Source organism: Bradyrhizobium sp. TM239 (assembly GCF_036247985.1).
GTDB lineage: Bacteria > Pseudomonadota > Alphaproteobacteria > Rhizobiales > Xanthobacteraceae > Bradyrhizobium > Bradyrhizobium ottawaense.
This window is the reverse complement of record NZ_BTIR01000007.1, coordinates 174950-190588: the sequence shown is the minus strand read 5'-3', so window position 1 is coordinate 190588 and position 15639 is coordinate 174950. Positions and strand designations below refer to the sequence as shown.

Here is a 15639-nt window from a genome sequence, read left to right as displayed (position 1 = left end):
GCGGCAATTCTTCAAGGGACGTAACAATGTTGCGGGTCGACACTGTTCCCGCCCCCATGCTAGGCCGGGCACAGACCGCAACCAGAGTGACGTCGTGCCCGCGAACCGCCAGCCCTCAGGAACTTGCCGCCGGCGCAACTGGCGCGGGCTGCTGTCTGTGCTGATCGCGGTCGTCTATCTGCTCGCGGGCGCGTTGCATGGCTCGCACGACATCGACGTCACCACGCCCGGCGGCGGCTCGGAGATCGCCGCTGTCCTTGACGGTCCCACCGGCCACAGCGACCACAAGGCCATCGGCGGACATCATTGCCATGGCTGCTTCTCGCTGACGGTGACACAGCCGGCGCCGGCGGCCGTTTCGGTCGCGCTTGCGTCCGCATCCAGCCCGCAGCCTGCACCGCGGCTCGCCGGCATCATCCCCGATACCGACTCCCCGCCTCCCAAACACATTGCCTGAACGGATTGGTCGGGCGTCCGCGCCCATTAGGTTCATCCTTCACGGGTCGGTTTCATGTTTCGCAGGGGAATGGCCGCGCGCCTGGCGTGCGCGGCAGCGTGTCTGATTGCAGGATTGGCGGTTGCGCCGTCTCACGCCCAGACTTTGACGATGCGGAGCGCGCTGTCGCGCGCGCTGGCCGCGAGCCCGCGCCTGACGGCGGCGGAGCGCGACGTCGGCATCGCCACGGGCCAGCGCATCCAGGCGGGCGCCCTGCTCAATCCGGAACTGTCGTACGAGCAGGACGATTCATTCGGCTCCGGCAAGTACCGCGGGACGCGAGCGGCCGAGACCACGCTCCAGATCAGCCAGGCCTTCGAGCTGTTCGGCAAGCGCGACGCGCGGATCGCGGCCGGCGCGGCTGGCATCGAGGTCGCCGCGATCCAACGCAAGGCGGTCAGGCTGGAGGTGCTGTCGGAAACCGCGATCGCCTTCCTCGGCGTGCTCGGCGCGCAGCGGCGCATCCAGATCCTCGACGAGCAGATTGCGGCGATCGACCGCTTGACGCCGCTGCTGCGCCGCCGCGTCGAGGCCGGCGCCTCCTCGCCGGCCGAGACCGGCCGCGCCGAGGTCGCCTCCGCCCTGGTGAAGGCCGACCGCGAGCGCTTCAAGGCGACGCTGGCCAGCGCCCGGCGCGAGCTTGCGGTGCTGATGGGCGATCCCGCGGCAAAATTCGGCGAGGTTTCCGGCCGCCTCGACACCATGGGCAAGCCGCCGACGTTCCAGTCGGTGGTGGCCGCCATCGACGCCAATCCGCAGCTGGTGCGCTGGACCGCGGTCTTTGCCCAGCGCAATGCCGAGCTGCTGCTGGCGCGGCTCAAGCCGTATCCGGACGTGCGGATCGCGGCCGGCTGGCGCCACTTCAACGAGACCAATGACGATGCGGTTCGGCTCTCCCTTTCGGTGCCGATCCCCGTGTTCGACCAGAACCAGGGCAACATCCTCTCGGCGCAGGAAAGCCTCGCCAAGACCAAGGCCGAGCGCGAGGCCAACCGCAACACGTTGATCGTGATTGCCGGCCGCGCCTATGACTCGGTCCAGGGCTCGCTGCGCGAGCTCGCGGTGCTGCGCGAGACCGCCATCCCCAAGGCCGTCGAGGCGTCCGAGGCGATCTCGCAAGGCTACGGCCAGGGCCGCTTCACCCTGCTCGAGGTGCTCGACGCCCAGGCCAGCGTCACGCAAGCGCGGCTGCGCGAGCAGGAGGCGCTTCAGAATTTCCACGCGGGCGTTGCGACCATCGAAGGTCTCGTCGGCAATCCCTTCACGCTGGCGCGGGAGAGCGCACGATGAAGACGTCCTCCACCATTCTCGTCGCCATCGTTGCCGCCGCGCTCGGCGCCTACGGCTATTCCCTGCTCGCTCCGGCCACGCCCGCGCATACCGAGCACACCGAGCATTCCGAGAAGAAGCCGAACGACCATGTCGAGCAGGACGAGCACGGTGCCGACCGCATCCGCATCTCCGACGTCAAGCTGGCAGCCGCGGGCGTGACGCTGGCAGAAGCCGCGAGCGCCACCCTGACCGACACGCTCGCCTTCAACGGCATCCTGCGCGCCAACCAGGAAGCCGTGGTGCAGGTGACGCCGCGCTTTCCGGGCCTCGCCAAATCGATCCAGAAGCGCATCGGCGACAAGGTCGGCAAGGACGACCTGCTCGCCGCGATCGAGAGCAACCAGAGCCTCACCGTCTACGAGCTGAAGGCGCCCCTTGCCGGCACCGTCATCGAGCGGCAGATCTCGCTCGGCGAATACGCCTCCGAGCAGAAGCCGGCCTTCGTCGTCGCCGACCTCTCGACCATCTGGGTCGACCTGTCGATCTACCGGCAGGACCTCCGGCGTGTCCACCTCAACGACGAGGTGCTGATCGATCCCGACGATGGCCGGGGCGAGATCAAGGGCACGATCTCCTACATGGCGCCGATCGGCTCCAGCGAGACCCAGACCGCATTGGCACGCGTGGTGCTGCAAAATCCGGACGGCCGTCTGCGCCCCGGCCTGTTTGTCACGGCACGGCTGATCCTCGCCGCACGCAACGTCGCGGTCGCCGTGCGCAGGAGCGCGATCCAGACGCTGGAGAACCGGACCATCGTGTTCGTGCGCGAGGACGGCGACAAGATCGAGGCACGGCCCGTGGAGCTCGGCGATTCCGATCCGCGCCATGTCGAGATCAAGGCGGGCCTGTCGGCCGGCGAGCACTACGTTGCCGAGAACAGCTTCGTCGTGAAGGCGGAGATGGGCAAGGGCGAGGCCGAACATGATTGAGCGCCTGATCGCCGTCTCGCTGCATCAGCGCTGGCTGGTCCTCCTGTTCGCGCTCGGCGCCGTCGCTTTCGGGGCCTGGAATTTCCAGCGCCTTCCGATCGACGCGGTGCCTGACATCACCAACGTCCAGGTCCAGATCAACACCCGCGCGCCCGGCTATTCGCCGCTCGAGACCGAGCAGCGCATCACCTTCCCCGTCGAGACCGCGATGGGCGGCCTGCCCAAGCTCGACTATACCCGCTCGCTGTCGCGCTACGGCCTCAGCCAGGTGACGGTCGTCTTCAAGGACGGCACCGACATCTTTTTCGCCCGCCAGCTCGTCGGCGAACGCATCCAGCAGGTGAAAGACCAGCTTCCGGCTGGCGTCGAGGTCGCGATGGGCCCGGTCTCGACCGGGCTCGGCGAAATCTTCATGTACACCGTCGAGGCCAAGACGGACGACAAGGCGGGCGCGAAGACGCAAGGCGGTCACGACTATTCGTTGACCGATTTGCGCACCGTGCAGGACTGGATCATCAAGCCGCAGCTTCGCAACGTGCCAGGGGTGATCGAGGTCAACACCATCGGCGGCTTCGAGCGGCAATTCCACGTGCTGCCGGACCCGGGCAAGCTGATGGCCTACCGGCTCGGCTTTCGCGACGTCATGACGGCGCTCGCCGCCAACAACGCCAATGTCGGCGCCGGCTATATCGAGCGCAACGGCGAGCAATACCTTGTTCGCTCGCCGGGCCAGGTCGGCAATATCGGCGAAATCCAGGACGTCGTCATCGGCTCGCGCGGCGGCAATCCCGTCAGGATCAGGGACGTCGCGACCGTCACGGAAGGCCGCGATTTGCGCACGGGCGCCGCGACGCGCGATGGCGAGGAGACCGTGCTCGGCACCGCCATGCTGCTGATCGGCGAGAACAGCCGCACTGTGGCGCGCCGGGTCGCGGCCCGGCTCGAGGAGATTGCCAAATCGCTGCCCGATGGCGTCGTGACGCGAACCGTCTACGACCGCACCGATCTGGTCGAAGCCACCATCCGCACGGTCAGGAACAACCTCCTCGAAGGCGCCGCCCTGGTGGTGGCCGTGCTGTTCCTGATCCTCGGCAACATCCGCGCCGCCCTCGTTGTGGCCTGCGTCATTCCGCTGTCCATGGCGATGACGATCACCGGCATGGTCGAGACGAAAGTCAGCGCGAACCTGATGAGCCTGGGCGCGATCGACTTTGGCATCATCGTCGACGGCGCCGTGATCATCGTCGAGAATTGCCTGCGCATGCTGGCCGCGGCCCAGCGCGAGAAAGGCGGCCTGCTCACGACCTCCGAGCGGCTGCGCGCGATTCTGCGCGGGTCGGGCGAGGTGATCAAGCCGAGCCTGTTCGGAACGCTGATCATCGCGGTGGTCTATCTGCCCGTGCTGACGCTGACGGGGGTCGAGGGCAAGATGTTCACGCCGATGGCGCTGACCGTGCTGATGGCGCTGGGCGCAGCCGTGCTGTTCTCGATCACCTTCGTGCCGGCGGCCGTCGCCATCTTCGTCACCGGCAAGGTGTCCGAGCACGAAAACCTGTTCATGCGGATGGCCAAGCGCGCCTATCTCCCGCTGCTCCACTTTGCCATCGACAACCGCGGCGCGGTTGCCATCATGGCCGCATTCATCGTGGTCGCAAGCGGCATCGCCGCTTCGCGGATGGGCGGCGAATTCATTCCGAGCCTGGACGAAGGCGACGTCGCGCTGGCCTCGATCCGGATTCCCGGCACCAGTCTGACGCAATCGCTGGACCTGCAGAAGGCGTTGGAAAAGCGCATCACGCAGATTCCGGAGGTGAAGGAGTTCTTCACCCGCATCGGCACCGCCGAGATCGCCACCGACCCAATGTCGCCGGCGCAGACGGACGGCTACATCATGCTGAAGCCGCGCGCCGAATGGCCTGATCCGGGCAAATCGAAATCGGAGGTGATCGAAGCCATCGACAAGGCCGCCGACGACATTCCCGGCAGCGCCTATGAAATCTCCCAGCCGATCCAGTTCCGCGTCAACGAGCTGATCTCGGGGGTGCGTAGCGACGTCGGCGTCAAGATCTTCGGCGATGACCTCGACATCCTGCAAGGCGCGGCAAGGCAGGTGGAGGCCGCGATCCGCGGCATCCGCGGCGCCAGCGACGTCAAGATCGAGCAGGTCGCAGGGCTTCCGATCCTCACCGTCCGCCTCGATCGCCAGGCGCTCGCCCGCTACGGCCTCAGCGTCAGTGAGGTGCAGGGCATCGTCGAGATCGCCGTCGGCGGCAAGTCGGCCGGCAAGCTGTTCGAGGGCGATCGCCGCTTCGAGATCGTGGTTCGGCTGCCGGAGCATCTGCGCGGCAATCTCGAGGCGATCCGCGCGATCCCGATCCCGCTGCCGCCCGGCGAGGACGCAGCAACCGGCACGGCCGTTCGCACCGCGCTGTCCGCCTCCCCGCTCACCCAGATGCGCTATGTGCCGCTGTCGTCGGTTGCAACCGTGGATGCCACGCCCGGCCCGAACCAGATCAGCCGCGAGAACGGCAAGCGGCGCATCGTCGTCACCGCCAATGTCCGCGCGCGCGACCTCGGCTCGTTCGTCACTGATGCCGAGGCGGCAGTCGCCGAGAAGGTCAAGCTGCCACCCGGCTACTGGATCGGCTGGGGCGGCCAGTTCGAGCAGCTGGTTTCCGCCACCAAGCGGCTGACGATCGTGGTGCCGGTGGCGCTGCTGCTGGTGTTCCTGCTGCTGTTCATGGGGATGGGATCGGCGGCGGATGCGGCGCTGGTGTTTTCCGGCGTGCCGCTGGCGCTGACCGGCGGCGTCGCCGCGCTGCTGCTGCGCGGTATTCCGCTGTCCATCAGCGCCGGCGTCGGCTTCATCGCGCTCTCCGGCGTCGCCGTGCTCAACGGCCTCGTCATCATCGCCTTCATCGAGCGGCTGCGCAGCGAGGGGCGGCCGGTCGCGGACGCCGTGCGCGAGGGCGCGCTGACGCGGCTGCGCCCGGTGCTGATGACGGCGCTGGTCGCCTCGCTCGGCTTCGTGCCGATGGCGCTCGCGACCGGTGCCGGCGCCGAGGTGCAGCGGCCGCTGGCGACCGTGGTGATCGGCGGCATCATCTCCTCGACGGTGCTGACCTTGCTGGTGCTGCCGGCACTCTACGTGCTGTTCCGCCGTGACGTCGCAAACGAAACGCCTACAATGGCACCTGATTTGGCGACGTCCGGGGAGCGCTAGAATTGGGCAGCCACGACCATCACGGTCATCACCACCATGATCATGCCGACCATGGTCATGGTCACGACCGCAGTCACGGCCATGTTCATGCGCCCGCGAAGTTCGGCAAGGCCTTCGCGATCGGCATTGCGCTCAACACCGCGCTGGTGGTGGCCGAAGCGGTCTACGGCTATGTCGGAAACTCCACCGCCCTGCTTGCGGACGCCGGCCATAATTTATCCGACGTCCTCGGACTGGTCGTGGCCTGGGGCGCCTCGATCGCGGCGCGGCGGGCGCCGAGCGGCCGATTCACCTACGGCTTTCGCGCCTCCACCATCCTGGCGGCACTGGCCAATGCGGTGTTCCTGCTGGTCGCAACCGGCGCGATCGGCTGGGAGGCGATCCTGCGGCTGCGCGAGCCGGAGCCGGTCGCGGGCGTCACGGTGATGGTGGTCGCCGGCATCGGCATCCTCATCAACGGTTTCACCGCTATGCTGTTTGCGAGCGGCCGCAAGGACGACATCAACATCGAGGGCGCGTACTTGCACATGGCTGCCGACGCCGCCGTCTCGCTCGGCGTCGTGGTCTCGGCGGCGCTGATCATCTGGACCGGCTGGCTCTGGCTCGACCCCCTCACCAGCCTCGTCATCTGCGCCACCATCCTGTGGAGCACGACCAGCCTGTTGCGCGGCTCCATCGACATGTCGATGGCAGCAGTACCCAAGGGCACCGACCTCGCCGCGATCAGAGCCTTCTTGCTCGCGCGTCCCGGCGTGTCGGCGATCCACGATCTCCATGTCTGGCCGATCTCGACCACCGAGACGGCGCTGACCTGCCACCTCGTCATGCCCGCCGGCACCGGCGATGCCTTCCTGATGGAGACGGCGCAGCTCCTGAAGACGACCCATCGCATCGGCCACACCACGCTTCAGGTCGAGACCCATCCGGACAATGGCTGCGCGCTGGCGCCGGACGATGTGGTGTAACCGCGCTTATGCTTCGCCGCGCTCGGTTCCGCGGACCTTGGCCCTGGCTCTGGCCGTAAGCCAATCGAACAGCACGCTCCCCAGGATCGCGCTCGAGCCTGCGAGGAAAGGTATGGCGTAGTACGCGTAGCGATTGAGCCCATAAATGAGGAAGGTCGGAAACGCGGCGCTGACCAACGCCAGCAGGATCATCAATGTGCCGCCGGCAACGAGGTGGCCGGTCGGCCACCGAACCAAACCCGCATGGCTCGCGGGGACGCCAATCAGGAGCAAGAGCGCAAGGCCGAGTGTCGCCGAGGACAGCCACCAGATCAGACCCGGGAAATCGTCGTATTCGGTCGAAACCTGCAACCCGCAGCACAGCGCGACCAGATCCGAGCTCGGCGCGTAGCCACGCGCAAAGAGACGGTTCAGGTTGAGCTGAAACTGATCCGCGGTCGGCAGCAGCCGCGACAGTGGCCCCCAGGGTTTGTAGTAGTCGTGAACCAACTGTCCGGACTTCAACCCGGTCGGGCTGCCAAAGAACGGGAACCTGTCGCGGTCCATGAAGAACTCATAGCCCTGCGGACTGGGCGTCCGCCGCGCAACCGAATTTGCGTCGAACAACAGGAAGTACATCTCCCGGAGAAAGTGCTTCGTGAGGTGTCGATAGAGCGTCGACGGCGTCGTCAGCGTCTCGATGAAGATGTCACGCACGACCCGCTCGAGATCCGTATCGCTGTCGCCGGTCTTCGCCAGCCGGTGCATCGCGCCGAACGGCCACTGGTAGACACCGATGTCGGGCCATCCCTGAGGGGTATCCGCGGCCCGCATCTGCTCGACATACCCCCGCGCCTGCGCCTTCCGGTCGAGATGAACGCCGTGCTCGAAATCGCCGGAATAGCCGACCACGAAGGCCATCACGGCCAGGGTCTCGTTGCCGGCCGGGCGTTTGCCGATCGCCAAGTTGATCGCCGCCGGCGTCAGATAGACGACTGATGCGAGAACGCCTGCCAGGGCAAGCACGCCGAGCCGGCGCAGGAGTCGTCCGTCCAGCACCACCACCAGCCACAACAGAATGATTGCGGCCTGTCCGACCGCCGCCGACCGGCAGGTCATCACGGCGCCGAGCGTCAAGCCTACAGCCGCTGCGGCCGGCAAGGCCGGCCATTTCCTGAAGGCGGCGCCCGCGGCGATGAAGGCCGCAAGACTGACCAGGAAGTTGGAGATCGTCTCCGCACCGATCGTGTTGTCGTAGTGGACGATCCGACCATGCAACGCCGCAAGACAAAAGGCCAACAGCGCGAAGAAGCGCGGCGCGCCCGCAAAACGCACGATCCCTGCAACCAAAAGCGCTGTGCCGATGCTCAACAGATGCTGCGCGACGACGAAGACGAGGATGTGCGGGCCGAACAGTTTTGACAGCAGCACGAGGAAGATGGCCAGGCCGTAAGGCCGCTTCATCGTATCCTCGAGATACTGCCCTTTCAGGATGGATTCGGCCTGTATGAGATATGCCGCGCTGTCTTCATGAATGAAGTGATCAGGCCAGGCCGCCAGGAAAGCCAGGTGGACCATCAAGGCCAGGCCGATCGCGCAGACCCAGATCCAGAACCAGGCGATGGAATGTGCCCACCGGGGCAAGGCGAACGAAAGACCCGTGCGCTGGTTCAGTGCTGGATTCATCTTCAATGCTCGCAACCGGAAATTCGGGGGCGACTACGTCGCCTTCGCGGTCACGATCCAGATCGCGCCTTGCAACGCCACGCTCTGCCCCTTCTGGAACGGCGCGAGCATCTCGCGGATCGAGGCTTTTGCGGCCGCGTACGTCTCCGGCGGATGTCCCTGCAGCGCGCGGCTGGCGGGGCCGATCTGCAAGGCGCCATCAACCGCGGCATCGAGGCCGCCGCCGATCGCGACATCCATCGCCAGATTGTGCGGCTCCATCGCCATGTCGACGAACCCCGCTCCCTTCAGGATGCGGATCACACGCTCTTCCGAGGCGAAGGCGAACGGGCCCGGCTCCTCCGGCCCGACCGGCGGCATCTTCGGCACGTGCTTGTAGACCGCCATCAGCGGCGCCATCATCCAGGGGTTTTCCTTCGGCTCGCGCCAGCAGGCGAAGGCAAGCCGCCCGGTCGGCTTCAGCGCGCGGCGGAGATTGCTGAAGGATGCAATGGGATCGGCAAAGAACATCACGCCGAAGCGCGAGGCCAAAAGATCAAAGCTCGCCGGCTCGAACGGATGCACCGTCGCATCCGCCAGCACGAAATCGAGCGGCAGGCCCTTTGGCGCAAACGCGCGCGCCTGCGACAGCATCGGTTCGGACACGTCGAGGCCGAGCGCGAACCCATCGGGTGCCACCGCCTTCGCGAATGCAAAGGTCGTCGCACCGGAGCCGCAGCCGACATCGAGGACGCGCTCACCGGGCCTCGGCCTGGCGCGTTCGATCAGCGTGTCGGCAATCGGTCCGAGCAGGCTCTCCTGCGCCGCATGGCGATCGGCCCAGCGCTGGCCGCTCGGGCCGTTCCAATAGGCGATCTGGTCGGCGTTTTGCTCGTGTCCGCTAGGCTGTTGCATTGGGAGCCTCTTGATTGCAGCTGTTTGCGTCTCGGTAACCCACTGCACGCCGGCAGCAGAAATCTCAAGGAGAAGCGTGCGGGACAGCTCCGCCCAAGGCCTGACGCTATCGTCGTACTCGATCAGCTCGTAACGGCGACCACAATTGCGTTCACCGCACGGCGGACGATTGGGCTCTTCGTCCCACGGAATCGCAGCGAGCCGCTGCAACTCCGCGACGGCTTGCTGGCGCGTCTGAAATCGGCCCTGGGGCTCGGCGTGTAATTCGTCCTCGATGACAAACATCGCCGCGCCCTATGCCACCAGCGTTCCGCTCCGCCGTATTCCACCCGACGAGAAGCCGCCGAGCCGATATGTCTCTAGGGGATGGTGGGCGATCACGGATTCGAACCGCGGACCCTCTCGGTGTAAACGAGATGCTCTAACCAGCTGAGCTAATCGCCCTCGCCGCCTCTTTAGCCCTACGTGCCCCGAAGGGGCAAGACCCCAAGCCCCAATGACTTGGGTGTCAATCCCCCGGCCGCCCCCGCAGCAGCGGCACCGCGTCGATCCAGACCGCCGCCGACTGGCACCAGATCTGCCTGACGGGGCGCAGTTTGTCGCGCTGGCGGATAGAGCCCCAGCGGATGCCCCAATCGTCGGCCTGGTCGCCCTCGCCGCTGGTGAACAGCGGGGAACCGCAATCGGCGCAGAAGTGCTGGAAGCGCATCCGGCCGTTGTCGCCGCGTTTGCCGTAGATCTTGGGCGCACCGGCGGTCAGCTTGACGTCGGCCTTGGTGCAGATCGCGGTCACCCGGAACGGCGAGCCGGTCAGCGTCTGGCAATCGGTGCAGTGACAGACCGAGACCTCCTCCGGATCGACCTCGGCCTCGAAGGTGATCCGCCCGCAATGGCATTGCCCGTCGATCTGCATTGCCCTCGTCTCCTTGCCCACCGAAAACAAAAACGGCGCCCGAAGGCGCCGTTTTATCATCTTTTCGCTGAAGCCTAGTGAGCGGTCAGGCCGCCGGCGGCTTCGTCACCGTCCGGCTTCACCGTCACCTTGGTATCCTCTTCCCAGACGATCGGCACAGGCTTCTTCACCAGCGCCTTGGCGACGACGTCGTCGAGGCGCGAGACCGGAATGATCTCCATGCCGCCCTTGATCGCATCGGAAATCTCCGTGAGATCCTTGGCGTTATCCTCGGGGATCAGCACCGTCTTGATGCCGCCGCGGGCCGCAGCCAGCAGCTTCTCCTTCAGGCCGCCGATTGGCAGCACACGGCCGCGCAGCGTGATCTCGCCGGTCATCGCGACATCGTGGCGGACCGGGATGCCGGTCATGACCGAGATGATCGCGGTGGCCATGGCGACGCCCGCGGACGGGCCGTCCTTCGGCGTCGCGCCCTCCGGCACGTGCACGTGGATGTCGCGCCGGTCGAACAGCGGCGGCTCGATGCCGTAGTTGATCGCGCGCGAGCGGACGTAGGACGCCGCCGCGGAGATCGACTCCTTCATCACGTCACGCAGATTGCCCGTGACCGTCATCTTGCCTTTGCCGGGCATCATGACGCCTTCGATCGTCAGCAGCTCGCCGCCGACGTCGGTCCAGGCAAGGCCTGTGACGATGCCGACCTGCGGCTCGCTCTCGATCTCGCCGAAGCGGAACTTCGGCACGCCGAGCAGCTCTTCCAGAGTCTTCTCGGTGACCTTGACCGACTTCTTCTTGGAGATCATCAGCTCCTTCACCGCCTTGCGGGCGAGTGTGGAGAGCTCACGTTCCAGGTTACGCACGCCCGCTTCGCGGGTGTAGCGGCGGATCAACAGCAGCAGCGCGTCGTCGTCGATCGAGAACTCCTTGGAGTCCAGGCCATGCTTGGACACCGCGTTCGGGATCAGGTGCTTGCGCGCGATCTCGACCTTCTCGTTCTCGGTGTAGCCCGCGATCCGGATGATCTCCATGCGGTCCATCAGCGGGCCCGGAATATTGAGCGTATTCGCGGTCGTGATGAACATCACGTTGGACAGATCGTAGTCGACCTCGAGATAATGGTCGTTGAAGGTTCCGTTCTGCTCGGGGTCGAGGACCTCGAGCAAAGCCGAGGACGGATCGCCGCGGAAATCGGCGCCCATCTTGTCGATCTCGTCCAGCAGGAACAGCGGATTGGACGACTTCGCCTTCCGCATCGACTGGATGATCTTGCCGGGCATCGAGCCGATATAGGTGCGGCGATGTCCGCGGATCTCGGCCTCGTCGCGCACGCCGCCGAGCGAGACGCGCACGAACTCGCGCCCCGTCGCCTTCGCGATCGACTTGCCGAGCGAGGTCTTGCCGACGCCGGGAGGACCGACGAGGCACAGGATCGGGCCCGTGAGCTTGTTGGCGCGCGACTGCACCGCGAGATACTCGACGATACGCTCCTTGACCTTCTCGAGCCCGTAATGATCGGAGTCCAGGATGGCCTGCGCCGATTCCAGGTCCTTCTTCACCTTGGACTTCTTGTTCCACGGGATCGACAGCAGCCAATCCAGATAGTTGCGCACGACGGTCGCTTCCGCGGACATCGGCGACATCTGGCGCAGCTTCTTCAATTCGTGCTGCGCCTTCTCGCGCGCTTCCTTGGAGAGCTTGGTCTTGGAGATCTTCTCTTCGAGATCGGCGAGCTCGTCGCGACCGTCGTCGTCGCCGAGCTCCTTCTGGATCGCCTTCATCTGCTCGTTGAGATAGTACTCGCGCTGGGTCTTCTCCATTTGTCGTTTGACACGAGAACGGATCCGCTTCTCGACCTGCAGCACCGAGATCTCGCTCTCCATCAGGCCCAGCACCTTCTCGAGGCGCGTGGTGACGGACAGCGTCTCCAGGATACCCTGGCGATCGGCGATCTTGACCGCGAGATGCGAGGCAACGGTGTCGGCGAGCTTGGCGAAATCGGTGATCGCCTGCACGACGCCGACGACCTCGGCCGAGATCTTCTTGTTGAGCTTCACATAGCTCTCGAAGTCGGACACGACCGAGCGCGACAGCGCCTCCGCCTCGACCGACTTCGCGTCAGTGTCGGCCAGCGCAATGGCGGTCGCTTCGTAATAGTCGGCGCGATCGGTGTATTTCTGCACGCGCGCACGCTCGAGCCCTTCGACCAGCACCTTCACGGTGCCGTCGGGAAGCTTCAAGAGCTGCAGCACGCTGGCAAGCGTACCGGTCTCGTAAATGGAGTCGGGCGCCGGATCATCGTCGGACGCGTTCTTCTGCGTCGCGAGCATGATCAGCGCGTCGTTCTTCATCACCTCTTCGAGCGCGCGGATCGACTTCTCGCGACCGACGAAGAGCGGAACGATCATGTGCGGGAAGACGACGATGTCGCGCAGCGGCAGCACGGGATAGGCGTGCGTTTCGCCATGAACGATGGTCGGCCGGGGTTTTGGATTAGTCATGGCCTTTTCCTTTTGCTTTGCCCCCTTGCACGCAGTCCGCCATGCTCATGCGCAACCGCCACAAAGTGCCGAGGTGATCCGCAAAACCGGTCGGTCCTTTGAAAAGTTGGACCGGCTCGCCGGATCGGAACTGAGGCGAATCTGGAAGAGAATTTTCGCTCGCCGCCGACATTAGGTGGCTATCGACCCGGGGGGTGTCAAGTCATTGAAAAACGCGCGCCATCAGGCGCTTACGCACGCGGTAAGCGACGCCACATTGGCTGCGGAGATACACTTCCGCAGCCCACTTTGAGGATACAATTGGAGCGTTCCAGCGCCGAAAGATCAGGCGCTGGCGTTCTCGACGGCGCGATCGGACCGATCGGCGTAGATGTAGAGCGGACGCGCCGTTCCTTCCACGACTTCGCGCGAAATCACGACCTCTTCCACACCTTCCAGGCCCGGCAGATCGAACATGGTCTCGAGCAGGATCGCCTCGAGGATCGAACGCAGGCCCCGCGCACCGGTCTTGCGCTCGATCGCCTTGCGGGCAACCGCGCCAAGCGCCTCGTCGGCGAAGGTCAGCTCGATGTTCTCCATCTCGAACAGCCGCTGGTACTGTTTCACCAGCGCGTTCTTCGGCTCGGTGAGGATCTTCTTCAGCGAGGTCTCGTCGAGGTCCTCGAGCGTCGCCACGACCGGCAGACGGCCGACGAACTCGGGGATGAGGCCGTACTTGAGGAGGTCCTCAGGCTCGACGTGACGGAAGATCTCGCCGGTCCGGCGGTCTTCCGGCGCCATCACCTGGGCGGCGAAACCGATCGAGGTCGACCGTCCGCGCGCCGAAATGATCTTCTCGAGACCGGCGAAGGCCCCGCCGCAGATGAACAGGATGTTGGTGGTATCCACCTGCAGGAATTCCTGCTGCGGATGCTTGCGGCCGCCCTGCGGCGGGACCGAAGCCACCGTGCCTTCCATGATCTTGAGCAGCGCCTGCTGCACGCCCTCACCCGACACGTCGCGCGTGATCGAGGGATTGTCGGACTTGCGGCTGATCTTGTCGATTTCGTCGATATAGACGATGCCGCGCTGGGCGCGTTCGACATTGTAGTCGGCGGCCTGGAGCAGCTTCAGGATGATGTTCTCGACGTCCTCACCGACATAACCGGCCTCGGTCAGCGTCGTCGCATCCGCCATGGTGAACGGCACGTCCAGGATGCGGGCGAGCGTCTGCGCGAGCAGCGTCTTGCCCGAGCCGGTCGGACCGATCAGCAGGATGTTCGACTTCGCCAGCTCGACGTCGTTGTGCTTGGTCTGGTGGTTGAGGCGCTTGTAGTGGTTGTGCACCGCGACCGACAGGACCTTCTTCGCATGGTTCTGGCCGATCACGTAATCGTCCAGGACCTTGCAGATTTCCTTCGGCGTCGGAATGCCGTCGCGCGACTTGACCAGCGAGGATTTGTTCTCCTCGCGGATGATGTCCATGCAGAGCTCGACGCACTCGTCGCAGATGAAGACCGTGGGACCCGCGATCAGTTTGCGGACTTCGTGCTGGCTCTTGCCGCAGAACGAGCAATATAGCGTGTTCTTGGAGTCGCTCGTGCCGACCTTACTCATTCCTGTCTCCGTCCGCGGTTCGATCCCGTTCCGCTCGATCGCTCCATTCCGACACGATGGTCGGTATGAAGCTTAAGTAGAGCAAATTCCGTACCAAAAAAGACCCTACGCGTTACATCCCGTGCGAATCACGGTCACTCGATTCTCCGCGATCATAGCCGATCAATCGTAGCCAACCATGCTGTCACCCGACTATCAAGAATTCGCTAATCGGGGGTCGCCGGCTACCCGTGACAATACCGTGATTTCCGGTCTTGGCACGGGTGAAGTGATCGAAATCACCCCGGCGTTGCTGGATTGCCACGAAAAACAAGCACGAAAGCGGAACCTTCTGCCTGCCGCAGGGCGCAAAATACCGTTTTGCGACGCGCGCATGCGTCCTAAACGTGAACGCGGCCCCGATGGTGCCCGGCGATCCCTCAAGCATTTACCCGAGGGTCCAACAAGGGATCGCCGCATCCCCCAGTAGTGCTACGGGGTTTTCGCCGCCGGCTCCTCGGCGCGCTTGTCGATGACCCTGTCGACCAGGCCGAACTCCTTGGCGTCGTTCGCGGTCAGGAACTTGTCGCGTTCCAGCGCGTCCTCGATCGCCTTGTAGGTCTGGCCGGTGTGCTTCACGTAGATCTCGTTGAGCCGCTTCTTCAGGTTCAGGATTTCCTGCGCGTGCAGCATGATGTCGGTGGCCTGGCCCTGGAAGCCGCCGGAGGGCTGATGCACCATGATGCGCGAGTTCGGCAGCGAGAAGCGCATGTCCTTTTCGCCGGCGGCGAGCAGCAGCGAGCCCATCGAGGCCGCCTGCCCCGTGCACAGCGTCGAGACCGCCGGACGGATGAACTGCATGGTGTCGTAGATCGCAAGACCCGACGTCACCACGCCGCCCGGCGAGTTGATGTACATCGAGATTTCCTTCTTCGGATTATCCGCCTCAAGGAACAACAGCTGCGCGACGACCAGCGTCGACATGCCGTCCTCGACCGGACCGGTCACGAAGATGATGCGCTCCTTCAAGAGGCGCGAGAAGATGTCGTAGGCGCGCTCGCCACGGTTGGTCTGCTCGACCACCATGGGCACGAGGTTCATGTAGGTTTCAACCGGATCGCGCATGAGTCACCTAGGGTTTTTAAGAGG

11 protein-coding genes and 1 tRNA gene are annotated in these 15639 nt (G+C 65.0%); 5 read left to right on the top strand and 7 right to left on the bottom strand.

The window, feature by feature from the left end; all coding sequences use genetic code 11:
- Positions 1-94: 94 nt before the first annotated feature.
- Genes AABA84_RS13455 through AABA84_RS13435 form a run of 5 tightly spaced genes read left to right on the top strand, consistent with a single transcriptional unit; the run spans position 95 to position 6945 of the window.
- Positions 95-457 carry a hypothetical protein gene (locus AABA84_RS13455; RefSeq protein ID WP_338312273.1) on the top strand — a complete coding sequence of 121 codons (363 nt, stop codon included), beginning with the start codon at positions 95-97 and terminating at the stop codon, positions 455-457.
- 54 nt (positions 458-511) lie between these two features.
- The gene (ihpA, locus tag AABA84_RS13450) at positions 512-1786 is read left to right on the top strand and encodes a divalent metal ion exporter subunit IhpA (RefSeq protein WP_338312272.1); all 1275 of its coding nucleotides are present in this window, start codon (positions 512-514) and stop codon (positions 1784-1786) included.
- Positions 1783-2757: a divalent metal ion exporter adaptor subunit IhpB gene (gene ihpB, locus AABA84_RS13445; RefSeq protein WP_212250809.1), complete on the top strand. Its 975-nt coding sequence runs from the start codon at positions 1783-1785 to the stop codon at positions 2755-2757. Before ihpA ends, ihpB begins: the two co-directional genes overlap by 4 nt.
- Positions 2750-5980 (top strand): efflux RND transporter permease subunit, encoded by a 3231-nt coding sequence (locus AABA84_RS13440; RefSeq protein ID WP_338312271.1) that lies wholly within the window; start codon positions 2750-2752, stop codon positions 5978-5980. The genes ihpB and AABA84_RS13440 overlap by 8 nt, the downstream gene beginning before the upstream one ends.
- Before the next feature lie 2 nt (positions 5981-5982).
- Complete coding sequence (locus AABA84_RS13435) at positions 5983-6945, top strand: cation diffusion facilitator family transporter (RefSeq protein ID WP_338312270.1); 963 nt, start codon at positions 5983-5985, stop codon at positions 6943-6945.
- Between the two features lie 6 nt (positions 6946-6951).
- On the opposite strand, the gene AABA84_RS13430 is transcribed toward AABA84_RS13435, so the two are convergent.
- The 7 genes from AABA84_RS13430 to AABA84_RS13400 form a co-directional block, all read right to left on the bottom strand.
- On the bottom strand, positions 6952-8610 hold the full coding sequence (locus AABA84_RS13430) for a hypothetical protein (RefSeq protein ID WP_338312269.1): 1659 nt from the start codon (positions 8608-8610) through the stop codon (positions 6952-6954).
- Between the two features lie 33 nt (positions 8611-8643).
- On the bottom strand, positions 8644-9504 hold the full coding sequence (locus AABA84_RS13425) for a class I SAM-dependent methyltransferase (protein ID WP_338312268.1): 861 nt from the start codon (positions 9502-9504) through the stop codon (positions 8644-8646).
- A 367-nt stretch (positions 9505-9871) separates the two neighbouring features.
- A tRNA-Val gene (locus AABA84_RS13420) sits at positions 9872-9948 on the bottom strand.
- Positions 9949-10012: 64 nt separating this feature from the next.
- The gene (locus AABA84_RS13415; protein WP_338312267.1) at positions 10013-10417 is read right to left on the bottom strand and encodes a GFA family protein; all 405 of its coding nucleotides are present in this window, start codon (positions 10415-10417) and stop codon (positions 10013-10015) included.
- A gap of 74 nt (positions 10418-10491) precedes the next feature.
- A complete protein-coding gene (lon, locus tag AABA84_RS13410) occupies positions 10492-12915 on the bottom strand; it encodes an endopeptidase La (RefSeq protein ID WP_212250800.1) in 2424 nt (807 codons plus the stop codon).
- A 324-nt stretch (positions 12916-13239) separates the two neighbouring features.
- Positions 13240-14511 (bottom strand): ATP-dependent Clp protease ATP-binding subunit ClpX, encoded by a 1272-nt coding sequence (gene clpX / locus AABA84_RS13405; RefSeq protein WP_212250799.1) that lies wholly within the window; start codon positions 14509-14511, stop codon positions 13240-13242.
- Positions 14512-14982: 471 nt separating this feature from the next.
- A complete protein-coding gene (locus AABA84_RS13400) occupies positions 14983-15615 on the bottom strand; it encodes an ATP-dependent Clp protease proteolytic subunit (protein ID WP_097662542.1) in 633 nt (210 codons plus the stop codon).
- Between the last annotated feature and the right edge of the window lie 24 nt (positions 15616-15639).